Origin of the sequence: Nonomuraea wenchangensis, from assembly GCF_900111685.1 — a bacterium.
Taxonomy (GTDB): Bacteria; Actinomycetota; Actinomycetes; order Streptosporangiales; family Streptosporangiaceae; genus Nonomuraea; species Nonomuraea wenchangensis.
This window is the reverse complement of sequence record NZ_FOHX01000016.1, coordinates 40,063-54,949: the sequence shown is the minus strand read 5'-3', so window position 1 is coordinate 54,949 and position 14,887 is coordinate 40,063. Positions and strand designations below refer to the sequence as shown.

Sequence of the window (14,887 nt, the reverse complement as noted above, 5' to 3'; positions counted from 1 at the left end):
TCCCGGGGTAAGGGCGGCATATCCCCAACCGGAGGAGCGTGCAATGCCGAAGAAGGTTACCGCCGTCCTCTCCGCCGCCCTACTGGTGACCGCCACGCTGACCGCCTGCGGCGGCGGCGAGGAGCAGGGCGCGGCCCCCAAGATCACGGTGTGGACCGAGGAGAACCTTGAGGACCGCATGGCGGTCCAGAGACAGATCATCGCCGAGTTCACCAAGAAGACCGGCATCCAGGTGGAGCTGGTGGGCGTCGCCGAGGACCAGTTCAGCCAGACCGTCACCGCCGCTGCCGCCGCCGACGACCTGCCCGACGTCATCGGGGCGCTGCCCCTCGCCTCGGTGCGGGAGCTGCAGGCCAACGACCTGCTCGACACCGAGACGCCCGGCAGGATCGTGGACGGGCTCGGCCGGGACACCTTCTCCCCCCGCGCCCTGGAGCTCGACACGGCGGACGGCAGGCTGCTGGCCGTGCCGAGCGACGGATGGGCGCAGTTGATCCTCTACCGCAAGGACCTGTTCGAGAAGGCCGGGCTGCGTCCGCCGGACACGTACGAGGCGCTGGAGGCCGCCGCGCGGAAGCTGAACACCGGCGGGATGGCGGGCATAACGCTGGCGATCGCGCCGAAGGACTCGTTCACGGCGCAGAGTTTCGAGCACGTGGCGCTGGCCAACGGCTGCCAGCTGGTCGACAATTCCGGAAATGTCGTTCTTAACTCGCCGCAATGCGTCAAAGCATTCGAGTTCTATGCGAACCTGGCCAAAAACTACTCGGTCAAGGGCAAACAGGACGTCGACACCACCAGAGCCACCTACTTCTCCGGCAAGGCGGCCATGATGATCTGGTCGTCGTTCATTCTCGACGAGCTGGCCGGGCTCAGGAAGGACGCCCTGCCGAGCTGCCCCGAATGCCGCAAGGACCCGGAGTGGCTGGCCAGGAACACCGGCATCGTCACCGCGCTCAAGGGCCCCGACGCCAGCGCCCCGGCCCAGTACGGCGAGATCGTCTCGTGGGCCGTCACCCGCGACGCGGCCAAGGAGCCGGCGAGCGCGTTCGTGACGTACATGATGGACGAGGGCTACGCGCGCTGGCTCGGCATGGCCCCTGAGGGCAAGTTCCCCACCAGGACGACCTTCGCCGAGCAGTGGGACAAGCTGCCCGCCGGCGTCGACACCAAAAAGCCGCTGTCGGAGATCTACCCGGCCGACGTGCTCACCACCCTGCGCGAGAGCCCCGACACCTTCGCCCGCTGGGGCATCCCCCAGGGCCAGGGCAAGCTGGTCGGCGCCACCATGGGCGAGCTGCCGGTGCCGAAGGCGCTGAGCGCGCTGGTCGACGGCTCGCTCACCCCGCAGGCCGCCGCCGACCAGGCCAAGGCCGACGTCGAGTCCATCAAGCGCGGGATCAGGGAGTGAGCCGGACTCCTGCCCGCACCCTGCGGCAGCAGGAGGGCCGGGCCGGACTCTCGCTGATCTCGCCGACGCTCGTCATCACGCTGGTCGTGGTGGTGCTGCCGCTGCTGTGGGCGATCATGCTGGCGTTCCAGGACGCCCGGCTGATCAACATCCGGCGGACCGGCATCTTCGGCCACTACACGCTGGAGAACTTCGGCTACGTCGTCTCCGAGCCCGGCTTCTGGTCGTCGCTGGTCAACACCCTCGTCTACACGGTGGCGGGCACCGGGCTGTCCATCGTGATCGGGCTGGTGGCGGCGCTGGCGCTGCGCGACAGGTTCCGGGGGCGGACGCTGGTGCGGGCCTCGATCCTCATCCCGTACGTCGCGCCGGTCGTGGCCGTGGCGTTCCTGTGGGAGACGATGCTCAACCCGCAGTACGGCATCGTCAACACCTGGCTGCGGGAGCCGATCGCCTTCCTCACCCAGGCCAAGGGCGAGTTCCTGGGCGTGCAGGTGCCGGTGGCGCTGCTCACGGTGATCGCGTTCGAGGCGTGGCGGTACTTCCCGTTCGCGTTCCTGTTCATCCTGGCCCGCCTCCAGGCCCTGCCGGGCGAGCTGGACGAGGCCGCGGTGGTGGACGGCGCGACGCCCACCCAGCGCTTCCGGTACGTGATCATGCCGCAGCTCTGGCGTACGGTCGCGCTGCTGGCGGTGCTGCGCTTCGTGTTCACCTTCACCAAGTTCGACGACGTCTATCTGCTGACCGGCGGCGGGGCCGGCACCGAGGTGGTCAGCGTACGGGTCTACAACTTCCTGACCTCGCGCGACGACATCGGGGCCGCGGCCGCGCAGGCCCTCGTCCTCGCCGTGTTCCTGGTCGTCTTCCTGGCCATCTACCTGCGGTTCTTCGCGGGAGGCGAACGTGAGCAGAGATAGGTTCGAGCGCGGGCTGCTGCGGGTGCTGAGGCCGGTGGTGATCCTGGCGCTCTTCCTGGCCACCGCCTTCCCGTTCCTCTACATGGTGACGCTGTCGGTCCGCGACATCCAGGAGCTCATCCTGGACCCGGGCTCCATCTGGCCGGAACGGTTCACTCTCGACACCTACGTGGACGTCCTCACCAAGCAGGGTTTCCTGACGTTCATGCGCAACAGCGCGATCGTGGCGGTCGCGTCGGTGGCGGTCACGCTGCTGATCTCGATCCCGGGCGCGTACGCGGTGGCGCGGCTGCGCTTCTTCGGCCGGCGGCAGGTGCACTTCCTGTTCCTCGCGGTCTACCTGTTCCCGGCGATCGTGCTGGCCATCCCGCTGTTCGTGCTCTTCACCATGCTCGGGCTGCGCGGGTCCCTGGCCAGCTTGATCCTCGTGTATATCGCGCAAACGGTGCCCGTCACGGTATACATGCTCCGCAACTACTTCGAGACCGTGCCGCGGAGCGTGGAGGAGGCGGCCGCGATCGACGGATGCACGAGACTGTCGACCATCTGGCGCGTGGTGCTGCCGCTGTCGAAGCCCGCGCTGATGGCCACCGGACTCTACGCCTTCATGATCGCCTGGAACGAGTTCCTGTTCGCCCTGCTCTTCCTCGTGGAGAAGCGCGAGAGCTGGACGGTCTCCCTCGGGCTGTCGCAGCTCGCGGGCAGCATCGAGATCCCGACGACGGTGCTGATGGCGGGGTCGGTGGTCCTCACGTTGCCGATCGTGATCGTGTTCTTCGCCAGTGAACGCCTGCTGACCGAAGGGCTGACGGCTGGAGCAGAGAAGGGATAGCACGCATGCTGACGGCAGGGCAGATCCTCCAGCTCATCCGGAACGGCACCTGCCGGACGCGCAAGGAACTCATCGAGCACACCGGCCTGTCCCGCTCGACGATCACCGACCGGGTCGACCGGCTCATCGATGCCGGCTACATCCACGAGTCCGGCGTCGGGGCGTCCGGGGGCGGGCGACCGCCCTCGGTCCTCGACGTGGACGCCGGGCGGCGCCTCATGCTCGTCGCCGACCTCGGCGCCATCCACGCGCGGGTGGCGCTCACCGACCTCGCGGCCCGCCCGCTCGCCGAGGAGAGCGCCGGCCTGCGCATCGACCTCGGCCCCGAGGCGGTGCTGTCGTGGGTGCGCGAGTGCTTCCAGCGGTTACTGGACCGGGCCGGCCGCCTGCCGGGCGAGGTGTGCGGCATCGGGATCGACCTGCCCGGCTCGGTCGACCACGTCAGCGGGCGGGTGATCCGCTCCTTCCTCATGCCCGGCTGGGACGACTTCCCGGTGGGCGAGGCCGTCGGCGCGGGCTACGACGTGCCGATCCTGGTCGAGAACGACGCCAACGCGATGGCGCTGGGCGAGTGGTGGACGTCCTGGCGCGGGAGCGACGCGCTGCTCCTCGTCAAGGTCTCGACCGGCATCGGCACCGGCATCGTGCTCGACGGCCAGATCTACCGGGGCGTCGAGGAGGCCGCGGGCAACATCGGGCACGTACGCATCCGCGAGAGCGACGACCGCGTGTGCACCTGCGGCTCGCGCGGCTGCGTGGCCTCGCTGGCGAGCGGGCGGGCCCTCGCCGCCGACCTCGGCCAGGAGTCCAGCCTGGACGTGGTCCGGCTGGTGCAGACCGGCGACCCCGCGGCCATCGCCCGCACCCAGGAGGCCGGGCGCACGCTCGGCGTGGTGCTGGCCACGGCGGTCAGCCTGCTCAACCCGGCCGCGCTGGTGCTGGCCGGGGACATGGCCGAGACGCGGGAGCACTATCTGACCGGGATCCGCGAGGTCGTCTACCGGCGGAGCCTGCCGTACACGACGAGGAACCTGGAGATCGTCACCTCGTCGCTGGGCGGGCGGGCGGGGATCGCCGGGATGGCGGTGATCGTGATGGAGCACGTGCTCTCCGCCGCCGCCGTGGACGCCGCCCTGCGGCCCAAGCCGGCCGGCTAGCGGGCGCCGAGGGCGCGCGGGAGCGCCTGGGCGGCCTCGGTCAGCGACGGGCCGTACCACGTGAGCAGCCGCCCGCTGACCAGCGCGCAGTCGAGGCCGGGGAAGCACTCCGGGCCGTCGTCCGCCGCGAAGGCGTAGGGCTCGTCGGGCAGGACCACGAGGCCGGGCCGGCGCGCCACCAGCTCGGCGAGCGGGATCTTGGGATAGCGCTCGGCGTGGCCGGCGTAGAGGTTGTCCACGCCGAGGCGGCGGAGCACGTCGCCGGTGAAGGTGTCGCGGCCGACGACCATCCAGGGCCGCCGCCAGATCGGGACGATCGCCGTGCGCCGGTGGGCCGGGGCGGGCCGCCGCCAGGCGTCCTCCGCCGTGTCCAGCCAGGCCGGGCGGGCGGTGCGGCAGGCGTGCAGGAACATCCGCTCCAGCGAGGCGAACGCCTGCTCCAGCGTCTCGATCCTGGTGACCCAGACGGCGAGCCCGGCCGCGCGCAGCGCCTCCAGGTCGGCCGGGCGGTTCTCCTCGGCGTTGGCCAGCACCACGTCGGGCCGGAGCCGGACGATCGCCTCCAGGTCGGGGTTCTTGGTGCCGCGCACCCTGGCCACGTCGAGGTCGGCCGGGTGTGAGCACCAGTCGGTCGCGCCCACCAGGGCTCCTGGCACGGTCGCCGCCACGGCCTCGGTCAGCGACGGCACCAGGGACACGATCCGCCGCACGGTCTCCGGCACCGTCACCGGGACGCCGATGTCATCCACAAGGCTCCCCTTCTGTCGGCAGATGTCCGTAGAATCGGGATCGATGATGATCAACTCTTGATCGGGGGTACGGCGGTTGGACCAGAAGTCCCTCGGCTTCGATCCGCACACGCCCAACGTAGCCCGGCTCTACGACTACTACCTCGGGGGCAAAGACCACTTCCCGGCCGATCGCGAGGCGGCCGAGCGGGTTCTCCGGGTGGCTCCGGAGGCGCGGGCCGCGGCGCGGGCCAACCGTGCCTTCCTGGGCCGGGCCGTGCGCCATCTCGCCGAGGCCGGCATCCGGCAGTTCCTGGACATCGGCACGGGGCTGCCGGCGCAGGACAGCGTGGACCAGGTCGCCGCCAAGGTGGCCCCGGACTCGCGGGTCGTCTACGTCGACCTCGACCCGGTCGTGCTGGTGCACGCGCGGGCCCTGCTGTGCGGCCGGCCCGGCACCGTCGTGGTGCAGGGCGACCTGCGCAAGCCCCGCGACATCATCGGCCATCCCGAGGTGCTCGGGGCGATCGACTTCAGCAGGCCCGTGGGGGTGCTGCTGGTGGCGGTCATGCACTTCGTGGCCGAGGCCGACCGGCCGCGGGAGATCCTCGCGACCCTGCGCGAGGCGATGGCCCCCGGCAGCTACCTCGTGCTCTCCCACGGAGCCCTCGACGCCTTCGGCGCGCGGCGGGCCGCCGCCGAGCGCGCCACCGAGGTCTACGAACGCTCGAACGCGCCGCTCACGCTGCGCGAGCGGGGGCGCATCCTGGAGCTGTTCGACGGGTTCGCGCTGGAGGACCCCGGCCTGGTCTGGCTCCCCGAGTGGCATCCGGAGCCGGCCGACACCGTCGACTTCGTCGCGGCCCCCGACTCCTCGCTCACCCTGTGCGGCGTCGCCAGGAAGATCTAGGACGCCGCACCGGGTGAGCATGCCCGCCTACTTGAGCGCGGCGAGCGCGCCGTCGTAGTCGGGCTCCTGCGTGATCTCCGGCACGAGCTCGGAGTAGACCACCTTGTTGTCGCCGTCGAGCACGACGACCGCGCGGGCGGCCAGGCCGGCGAGCGGCCCCGACTCCTGCGCCACGCCGTAGTCCAGCAGGAACTCGCGGCCCCGCATGAGCGACAGCATGGTGACGTTGTCCAGCCCCTCCGCGCCGCAGAACCGCTTCTGCGCGAACGGCAGGTCGGCCGAGACGCACAGCACCTTCACGTCCGGGTGCTCGGCGGCCACCTCGTTGAAGCGGCGCACCGAGGCGGCGCAGACGCCGGTGTCGACGCTCGGGAAGATGTTGAGCACCTTCGTCGACGCGCCGAGGTCCGACAGCGACAGCTCGGCGAGGTCGCCGCCGACCAGCCGGAAGTCAGGGGCGCTGTCGCCCTGCTTCGGGAAGGTGCCTCCCACAGTGATCGGGTTGCCCTTGAAGGTGACGTCGGACATGAAATGCCTCCTGGATACCGGTGTTTCCCCGATCGCCGATCCTATGACGGCTCATACGTTACGCCGGTACTGGCCACCCGCCTCGAACAGGGCCTCGGTGATCTGCCCGAGCGAGCAGTGCCTGGCCGCCTCCATGAGGACCCCGAAGGCGTTCTCGTCCGACATCGCCGCCTCGCGCAGCCGGGCGAGCTGCCTGGGGGCCTCCTCCCGGTTGCGCTCGTGGAAGGCGCGCAGCCGGTCGAGCTGCGACTGCTTCTCCTCCTCGGTGCCCCGGGCCAGCTCCAGCTGGTGCGGCGCCGGCTCGTCGCCGTCCTCCTTGGTGAACGTGTTGACGCCGACGATCGGCAGCGAGCCGTCGTGCTTGCGCATCTCGTACAGCATGGACTCGTCCTGGATGCGGCCGCGCTGGTAGCCGGTCTCCATCGCGCCGAGCACGCCGCCGCGGTCCGACAGCCGCTCGAACTCGGCCAGCACCGCCTCCTCCACCAGGTCCGTCAGCTCCTCGACGATGAACGAGCCCTGCAGCGGGTTCTCGTTGCGCGCGAGGCCCCACTCGCGGTTGATGATGAGCTGGATCGCCATCGCGCGGCGGACCGAGTCGGCCGACGGAGTGGTGACGGCCTCGTCGAAGGCGTTGGTGTGCAGGCTGTTGCAGTTGTCGTAGATCGCGATGAGCGCCTGCAGGGTGGTGCGGATGTCGTTGAAGTTCATCTCCTGGGCGTGCAGCGACCGGCCCGAGGTCTGGATGTGGTACTTGAGCTTCTGCGAGCGCTCGCCGGCGCCGTAGCGCTCGCGCATGGCGATCGCCCAGACGCGGCGGGCCACCCGGCCGAGCACGCTGTACTCGGGGTCCATGCCGTTGGAGAAGAAGAACGACAGGTTCGGCGCGAAGTCGTCCACCTTCATGCCCCTCGCCAGGTAAGCCTCCACGTAGGTGAAGCCGTTGGCGAGGGTGAAGGCGAGCTGGCTGATCGGGTTCGCCCCGGCCTCGGCGATGTGGTAGCCGGAGATCGAGACCGAGTAGAAGTTGCGCACGCCGTTGCGGATGAACCACTCCTGGATGTCGGCCATCATCCGCAGGCTGAACTCGGTGGAGAAGATGCAGGTGTTCTGGCCCTGGTCCTCCTTCAGGATGTCGGCCTGCACCGTGCCGCGCACGGTGGCGAAGGTGCGCGCGGCGAGCTCGCGGTCCTCGCGCTCGTCGGGCTCGCGGCCCTGCTCGGCGCGGAAGCGCGCCCTGACCTGGTCGAGCGCGGTGTTGAGATAGAAGGCGAGGATCGTCGGGGCGGGGCCGTTGATGGTCATCGAGACGGACGTGCTGGGAGACGTCAGGTCGAAGCCGTCGTAGAGCGCCTTCATGTCGTCGAGCGTGGCGATCGACACGCCCGAGGTGCCGACCTTGCCGTAGATGTCCGGGCGCGGGTCGGGGTCGTTGCCATAGAGGGTGACCGAGTCGAACGCGGTGGACAGCCGGGTCGCGGGCTGGCCGGCCGACAGCAGCTTGAAGCGCCGGTTGGTGCGGAACGGGTCGCCCTCGCCGGCGAACATCCGGGTCGGGTCCTCGTCGTCGCGCTTGAACGGGAACACCCCGGCGGTGAACGGGAACGCCCCCGGCAGGTTCTCCGCGCGCAGGAAGCGCAGCAGGTCGCCGTGGTCGCTGTAGCGGGGCAGCGCCACGCGCGGGATGCGGTTGCCGGACAACGTCTCGCGCCACAGCGGGGTGTGGATCTCCCGGTCGCGGACCTTGACCACCAGCTCGTCGGCCCGGTAGCGCTCGACCGTCGCGGGCCAGGCGGCGAGCAGCGCGCGGCTCTCGTCGGTCAGCTCGCGCTCGGCGCGGTCCTGGAGTGCCCTTAGCCGCTCGTCGTCGCCGTCCCCCTCCAGCAGGTCGCGGACGGCGGCGAGCTGCTGGCGGCGGCGGGCCGCCTCGGCCTGGGCCAGCGTCTCTGCGTGGTAGCCGCGTACGGTCTCGGCGATCTCGGCGAGGTAGCGGGCGCGGGCGGGCGGCACGATCGCGGCCGACGCCTGCGAGGTGCGGCCGGCGACCTTCGGCAGCAGCCCGGGGCCGGGCTCCGGCAGCAGCAGGCCCCTGAGGTGGTGGTAGAGGGCCGTGACGCCGGCGTCGTTGTAGCGGGAGGCGATGGTGCCGAAGACCGGCATGTCCTCGGGGCGGGCGGAGAACGCCTCGCGGTTGCGTACGAGCTGGCGGCGGACGTCGCGCAGGGCGTCCTCGGCGCCGCGGCGCTCGTACTTGTTGATCACCACGGCCTCGGCGAAGTCCAGCATGTCGATCTTCTCGAGCTGGGAGGCCGCGCCGAACTCGGGCGTCATCACGTAGATGGGCACGTCCACGTGCGGGACGATGCCGGCGTCGCCCTGGCCGATGCCGGGCGTCTCGACGATCACCAGGTCGTACCCGGCGGCGCGGCAGGCGGCGATCACGTCGTCGAGGCAGGCGGGGACCTCGTTGGGGGCGCCGCGGGTGGCCAGGGAGCGGAAGTAGACCTGGGGGCCGAGGCTGTTCATCCTGATGCGGTCGCCGAGCAGCGCGCCGCCGCCGCGCCGGCGGGTGGGGTCGATGGCGATGATCGCGATGCGCAGCTTGTCGTCGTTGTCCACGCGGAAGCGGCGGACCAGCTCGTCGGTCAGTGAGGACTTGCCGGAGCCGCCCGTACCGGTGATGCCGAGCACCGGCGCGCGCCGCTCGCCCGCGGCGCGCCTGAGCGCGTCCGTCAGCGCCTCGGGGGCGCGGCCCGACTCGACGAGGGTGATCGCGCGGGCCAGCGCCGCCTGGTCGCCGGAGAGCACGGCCTCGGGCGCGGGCGGGTCGCCCAGCTCGTGGTCGCAGTCCTCGACCAGCTTGTTGATCATGCCGGGCAGGCCGTAGCGCTGGCCGTCCTCCGGCGAGAAGATGCGGGTGACGCCGCGGGAGTGCAGCAGCTCGATCTCCTCGGGGACGATCACTCCCCCGCCGCCGCCGAAGACCTTGACGTGCCCGGCGCCGCGCTCGCGCAGCAGCTCCACCAGGTAGGTGAAGAACTCGACGTGCCCGCCCTGGTAGGAGCTGATGGCCACGCCCTGCACGTCCTCCTGGATGGCGGCGGTGACGATCTCGTCGACCGAGCGGTTGTGCCCGAGGTGGATCACCTCGGCGCCTTGCGACTGCAGGATGCGCCGCATGATGTTGATCGCCGCGTCATGGCCGTCGAACAGGGCCGCGGCGGTCACGAAACGCACGGGGTTCACCGGGACGTGCACGCCTGATCACTCCTTTGTGAGGGGCTCTCCATCCCAAGATACTAGGACGTCCTACTATTTCCCAGGAACCTGCGGGGTAGGGGACCCGGCGAGGAGGTGGGGCCGATGCGCGCACTCACGTTCGCGCCAGGGAAGAAGGGCACGCTGGAGGTCACGGAGTTGCCCGAACCCGCACCCGGTCCGGGCGAGCTGCTCGTCGAAGGGCTCGCGCTCGGCATCTGCGGGACCGACAGGGAGCTGGCGGCGGCCGAGTACGGCTGGTCCCCGCCCGGGCGCGAGCGCATGGTCATCGGGCACGAGTCGTTCGGGCGGGTCCTGGAGGCGCCGGACGACACGGCGTTCTCGGCGGGCGACCTGGTCGTCGGTGTGGTACGCCGCCCCGACCCGGTGCCGTGCGGCGCCTGCGCGCGCGGCGAGTTCGACATGTGCCGCAACGGCCAGTACACCGAGCGCGGCATCAAGGAGCGCGACGGCTACGCGAGCGAGCGCTGGACCGTCGAGTCCGACTACGCGGTGCGCCTGGACCCGTCGCTGGAGCACGTCGGCGTGCTGACCGAGCCCGCGTCCGTGGTGGCCAAGGCGTGGGACCAGATCTGGCGGATCGGCTCGCGGGCCTACTTCGAGCCCGCCAAGGTCCTCGTGACCGGCGCGGGGCCGATCGGGCTGCTGGCCGCCATGATGGGCCGGCAGCGCGGCCTGGAGCTGCACGTCGTGGACCGCTCGCCCAAAGGGCTCAAGTCCGAGCTGGTGGAGGCGCTCGGCGGCACCTACTACTCCGACTCCTCGCTCGCGCCGCTGGCCCGGCTCCAGCCCGACATCATCATCGAGTGCACCGGGGCGGGGCAGCTCGTCATCGACGCGATGACGGCCACGGCGGCCAGCGGGATCGTCTGCCTGTGCGGGCTCGCGGCGGGCGGGCGTACGCACCGGGTGGACGCAGGGGTGATCAACCGGGACATCGTCCTGGAGAACGACGTGGTCTTCGGCACCGTCAACGCCAACCAGCACCACTTCGCGAGCGCGGCCGAGGCGCTGGCCAAGGCGGACCGGGAGTGGCTGGAGCGGCTGATCACCCGTCGGGTGCCGCTGGAGCGGGCCACGCAGGCGCTGGAGCCGGTCCAGGGGGACGTGAAGGTGGTGGTCGAGCTCAACGCCTCGTGACGGGGCGGAGCGGGGCTCAGCGAGGATCGTACGGTTTGCGGCGGGACGGGGTGGAGCGGCGGGCGGCGGCCGGGTCCGAGCCCGTCCGGACCTTCTCCCGCCCTGCGTCACGCGGCCCCGGTCCCCCGCCGACGCGGACCGGCTCCCGCTCCGGGCGGACCGGCTCCCGCTCCGGGCGGGACGTCTCGCGCTGCTGCCTGGGGACGGGTGGGGCGCCGACCCGGGTGAGCTTGCCGCGGAAGGTCTCGGGGATCGGCGCGGGCCGCCGGGCCTCGTTCGTCCCGGATCCCTCGGGCCCGTCCGGCTCGTTCCACGGCCACGCGACCGGCCACGGCCAGGTGAGGCGGTGGCGGACGCGGCGATGGACGCTGCGACGGCGGGTGAAACGTAAGGACAGCACGACGGTCACCAGCACCATCGCGGCCAGCAGCGCGGGCGGCGTGCCCAGGAAGTCCAGCGGCGAGCTGCCCCCGGTGGCGGACTGCGGGGGCCGGACGAACGGCTGCTCGGTGCCGCGGATCTCGCCGAGCCGGTCGGCGTTGGCCTTGACCAGGCGCGGGACGCCGTACCCGACGACCTTGTCGGTCTCGCGGACCTTGCGCTTGAGCCAGACGCCGTCGACGTTCGCCTCGATGGTGTGGATCTTCTTGCCCTCGACCCGCTCGACGATCCCGACGTGGTCGATGCCCTTGTAGGACTTGCCGCCGCGCCAGTCGTAGAAGACCAGGGCTCCAGGCTCGGGCCGCTGGGTCCAGCCGCCCTGCTTCATGAACCATGCGGCGTGGGAGGGGGTCCAGGCGAACTCACCGACGTAGGGGGTGAGGCCCGATCTGTCCGCCGCCCAGGCGAGGAACATGTCGCACCAGGGCGCGTTGCGGAACTGGGTGTCCTGGACGCGATCCGCGTACCACTGGCCGAACTTGGTGAACTGGCCGCTCTTCTCCTTGTAGCCGAGTTCCTGCCGTACCGTCTCCAGCAGCCTCTGGGCGATCGGGTCCAGGGTGACTCCTCCGGGGTAAAACCGACAAAACCACGATGGACTGTAATAGCGTCATCGGGAAATTGCGCGGGCCACCCGGAAAGTGTCTTGCTATGAGATGAAATATCGGCTAAGTGACTGATGTGACCGGTGAGCCAGGAGGGCCCTCACGCACCCGCGCCGACGCGGTAGACCGCGACGTCGCCCGCGCCCGGCGCGACCACGTCCGCCACGATCACGGTCACGTTGTCCGGCGAGCCGCCCTCGTTGGCCAGGTCGATGAGCCGCTGCACGGCCACGACGGGATCGGCGACGCTGGTCAGCACCTCGTGCAGCATCTCCGGGCCGAGCACGGCGGTCAGCCCGTCGGAGCACAGGAGATAGCGGTCGTCCGGCTCGGCCTCGCGCAGCGCCATGTCGGGCTCGGCCCGCCCCTCGCTGCCCAGCACCCGCAGCACCATGGAACGGCGGGGATGCACCGCGGCCTGGTCCTCCGTTATCCGTCCTTCGTCCACCATCGACTGCACAAGTGTGTGATCCTTGGTCATCTGGTAAAGAGCACCGTCGCGCAGCAGATACCCGCGGGAGTCACCGAGATGAGCCAGGGCGAAACGGTAGCCGTCGAACAGCATGGCGGTCACCGTGGTGCCCATCCCCCGGCGCGCCGGGTCGATGTCGGCCAGCTCGACCAGTCGGCGGCCCGCCTCGGCCACCGCGCTCTCCAGCGCGGCCTCCAGATCGGCGCCCGTCTCGGGAAGCGTGGCATCCAACTCGCGCATGACCGCGATCGCGGCCGAGCTCGCCAGCTCGCCCGCCGCGTGACCGCCCATCCCGTCGGCCACCACGAGCAACCGGCCGCTCGCGTAGCCGGAGTCCTCGTTCTGCTCCCTGCGTCGGCCCACATCTGATCCGGCGGCATAGCGGATGTTGTGCTTCATACACCGCAGTAAATCATTGGTTGAAAGACTTCACAAGCAGATGCGCTGAAGACTCTTGTGAACTACTGTGGGCATCATGAGCCACGACCCGACCGTCAACGCCGGGGACATCGCCCGGCTCGCCGGTGTCGGGCGTGCCGCGGTCAGCAACTGGCGCCGCCGCCACGACGATTTTCCCCAACCGGTGGGCGGCACCGCCAACCAGCCGCTGTTCTCGCTGCCCCAGATCGAATCCTGGCTGCGCCGCTATGGGAAGTCCTACCAGGTCTCCCTGGGAGATCGGGTATGGCAACGCCTGAAAGCCGCGGGCGATTTGCGGCTGGGCGAGCTGGTGGCCCAGGCGGGCATCCTGCTCACCGACCGCCACGCGCCGACGAGCGCGCGACCGGACGGGCAGCCGGACGGGCAGCACGACGGGTCGCGTGACGGGCAGCTCTCCGGGCAGCCCTCCAAGCGACTCGAAGGGCGACTCGAAGGGCGACTCGAAGGGCGGCTGGACGGTGAGCTCGCCGGGCTCGTCACCGAGCTGGCCGAGCAGCACGAGCCACTGACCGCGTACGAGTTCCTGTGCGAGCGCTACCTGGAGGCCCACTCGAGGCAGCTCTCCGTCACCCGCGACGACGTGGCCGAGCTCATGGTCCGGCTGGTCCGCGCCGAGGGCGGCACGCTGCTCGACCCGGCCTGCGGCGTCGGAACGCTCCTGCTGGCCCTCGACCGCGCCCCGCGACCCGGCGGCGAGGCCCCCCGCCGCCCCGCCAAGGTCCTCGGGCAGGAGCTGAGCGAGACCTCGGCCGCCATCACCGCGGCCCGGCTCCGGCTGCGCGGCCTCGACGCCGAGATCGCCGCCGGCGACGCCATGCGCGCCGACGCCTTCCCCGGCCTGCGGGCCGACGCCGTCGTGTGCGATCCGCCGTTCAACGAGCGGGCCTGGGGCTACGAGGAGCTGACCGGCGACCCGCGCTGGGAGTACGGCCTGCCGCCGCGCGGCGAGCCCGAGCTCGCCTGGGTCCAGCACTGCCTCACGCACGTCAAGCCCGGCGGTTCGGTCGCCATCCTCATGCCCCCGGCCGCCGCCAGCCGCAAGGCGGGCCGCCGCATCCGGGCCAACCTGCTGCGCGCGGGCGCCCTGCGGGGCGTCGTGGCGCTGCCCGGCGCCGACCTGTGGCTGCTGCGCCGGCCCAAGCCGGGCGAGCGGCCCCCGTCCGAGGTGCTGATCCTCGACGCCGCCGGCGACCTGGAGCTCGTCGAGCCGGCCTGGCGGGCCTACCTGGAGGACCGTTCCGACCAGACCGTACGCATCATCGACCTGCTGGCCGACGAGGTCGACATGACCCCGGCCCGCCACCAGCGCCACGACGACGTGGGCAAGGCCTTCGCCGAGGTCCGCGACCGGTTCCTGGCCGCCAGCGCGGCCCCTCCCGACCTGAAGGTGCTGGAGCAGCCGCTCGACCAGCCCGCGATCACGCTCGGCGACCTCATCAAGGAGGGCCTGGTGACCATGATCCAGGCGCCCGCCAAGATGGTCGCCGACGGTGGCGACGTGCCCGTCCTGACCGCCGACGACGTGCTCAGCGGCAGCCCGCCCTCCGGCTCGGCGGCCACGCAGCAGGGCCTGGTCACGCTGCGGGCCGGCGACGTCGTCGCGTCCTACTCCAGCGTGCGCGTGATCGCCGACGGCGGCGCCGTGCTGGGCCCGCACCTGACCCTCTACCGGGTGGACGGCCGGCGGCTCGACCCCGACTTCCTGGCCGGCTACCTGCGGGCCGCGGGCGGGCGGGCCACCACCGGCTCCAGCAGGTTCGACGTGCGCCGCACCCGGCTGCCCCGGCTGCCGCTGAAGGAGCAGAAGGCGTACGGCGAGGCGTTCCGGCAGCTCGCCGTGCTGGAGGACGCCATCCGCGAGACCTCCACCCTCGGGCACACCCTCATCAGACTCGGCCTCGACGGCCTCGCCGACGGCCGCCTCCACCCTGCTGATGGCCTCACTCCGTGAGGCGGGCTCACTCTTTGAGATGGGCTCGGCAGGCACGCTTCCTCGCTGTGCTGACGGTGTAGTTTTTCTCGGAAA

12 protein-coding genes are annotated in these 14,887 nt (G+C 71.2%); 7 read left to right on the top strand and 5 right to left on the bottom strand.

The annotated features are described in order from the left end of the window. The first annotated feature begins 43 nt into the window (after positions 1-43). Genes BMW85_RS36060 through BMW85_RS36045 form a run of 4 tightly spaced genes read left to right on the top strand, consistent with a single transcriptional unit; the run spans position 44 to position 4,317 of the window. Complete coding sequence (locus BMW85_RS36060; protein WP_091090706.1) at positions 44-1,411, top strand: ABC transporter substrate-binding protein; 1,368 nt, start codon at positions 44-46, stop codon at positions 1,409-1,411. After that, positions 1,408-2,328, top strand: a complete 921-nt coding sequence (locus tag BMW85_RS36055) for a carbohydrate ABC transporter permease (RefSeq protein WP_091090704.1) — start codon at positions 1,408-1,410, stop codon at positions 2,326-2,328. Before BMW85_RS36060 ends, BMW85_RS36055 begins: the two co-directional genes overlap by 4 nt. After that, the gene (locus BMW85_RS36050) at positions 2,315-3,160 is read left to right on the top strand and encodes a carbohydrate ABC transporter permease (protein ID WP_177241062.1); all 846 of its coding nucleotides are present in this window, start codon (positions 2,315-2,317) and stop codon (positions 3,158-3,160) included. Before BMW85_RS36055 ends, BMW85_RS36050 begins: the two co-directional genes overlap by 14 nt. A 5-nt stretch (positions 3,161-3,165) precedes the next feature. Next, positions 3,166-4,317: an ROK family transcriptional regulator gene (locus BMW85_RS36045; RefSeq protein WP_091090699.1), complete on the top strand. Its 1,152-nt coding sequence runs from the start codon at positions 3,166-3,168 to the stop codon at positions 4,315-4,317. Here BMW85_RS36045 and BMW85_RS36040 read toward each other — a convergent pair. Then, complete coding sequence (locus tag BMW85_RS36040; RefSeq protein ID WP_177241061.1) at positions 4,314-5,066, bottom strand: helical backbone metal receptor; 753 nt, start codon at positions 5,064-5,066, stop codon at positions 4,314-4,316. The genes BMW85_RS36045 and BMW85_RS36040 overlap by 4 nt on opposite strands. Positions 5,067-5,142: 76 nt before the next feature. Here BMW85_RS36040 and BMW85_RS36035 point away from each other — a divergent pair, with 76 nt between their 5' ends. After that, positions 5,143-5,955 carry an SAM-dependent methyltransferase gene (locus BMW85_RS36035; protein WP_091090696.1) on the top strand — a complete coding sequence of 271 codons (813 nt, stop codon included), beginning with the start codon at positions 5,143-5,145 and terminating at the stop codon, positions 5,953-5,955. Between the two features lie 27 nt (positions 5,956-5,982). On the opposite strand, the gene tpx is transcribed toward BMW85_RS36035, so the two are convergent. Both tpx and icmF read right to left on the bottom strand, forming a co-directional pair. Then, positions 5,983-6,483, bottom strand: a complete 501-nt coding sequence (gene tpx / locus BMW85_RS36030) for a thiol peroxidase (RefSeq protein ID WP_091090695.1) — start codon at positions 6,481-6,483, stop codon at positions 5,983-5,985. Positions 6,484-6,534: 51 nt separating this feature from the next. Continuing rightward, positions 6,535-9,741 carry a fused isobutyryl-CoA mutase/GTPase IcmF gene (icmF, locus tag BMW85_RS36025; RefSeq protein WP_091090692.1) on the bottom strand — a complete coding sequence of 1,069 codons (3,207 nt, stop codon included), beginning with the start codon at positions 9,739-9,741 and terminating at the stop codon, positions 6,535-6,537. Positions 9,742-9,846: 105 nt separating this feature from the next. Between icmF and BMW85_RS36020 the strand changes: the two genes are divergently transcribed. After that, entirely contained in the window at positions 9,847-10,902 is a 1,056-nt protein-coding gene (locus tag BMW85_RS36020; protein WP_091090689.1) for a glucose 1-dehydrogenase, read from the top strand. A 16-nt stretch (positions 10,903-10,918) separates the two neighbouring features. Here the strand turns inward: BMW85_RS36020 and BMW85_RS36015 are convergent, their stop codons facing one another. Both BMW85_RS36015 and BMW85_RS36010 read right to left on the bottom strand, forming a co-directional pair. Then, positions 10,919-11,878: a CHAP domain-containing protein gene (locus BMW85_RS36015; protein ID WP_281249652.1), complete on the bottom strand. Its 960-nt coding sequence runs from the start codon at positions 11,876-11,878 to the stop codon at positions 10,919-10,921. 170 nt (positions 11,879-12,048) lie between these two features. Further along, the gene (locus tag BMW85_RS36010) at positions 12,049-12,819 is read right to left on the bottom strand and encodes a PP2C family protein-serine/threonine phosphatase (RefSeq protein WP_091090685.1); all 771 of its coding nucleotides are present in this window, start codon (positions 12,817-12,819) and stop codon (positions 12,049-12,051) included. Between the two features lie 76 nt (positions 12,820-12,895). Here BMW85_RS36010 and BMW85_RS36005 point away from each other — a divergent pair, with 76 nt between their 5' ends. Further along, a complete protein-coding gene (locus BMW85_RS36005) occupies positions 12,896-14,812 on the top strand; it encodes an N-6 DNA methylase (RefSeq protein WP_091091069.1) in 1,917 nt (638 codons plus the stop codon). The last annotated feature ends 75 nt before the right edge of the window (positions 14,813-14,887 follow it).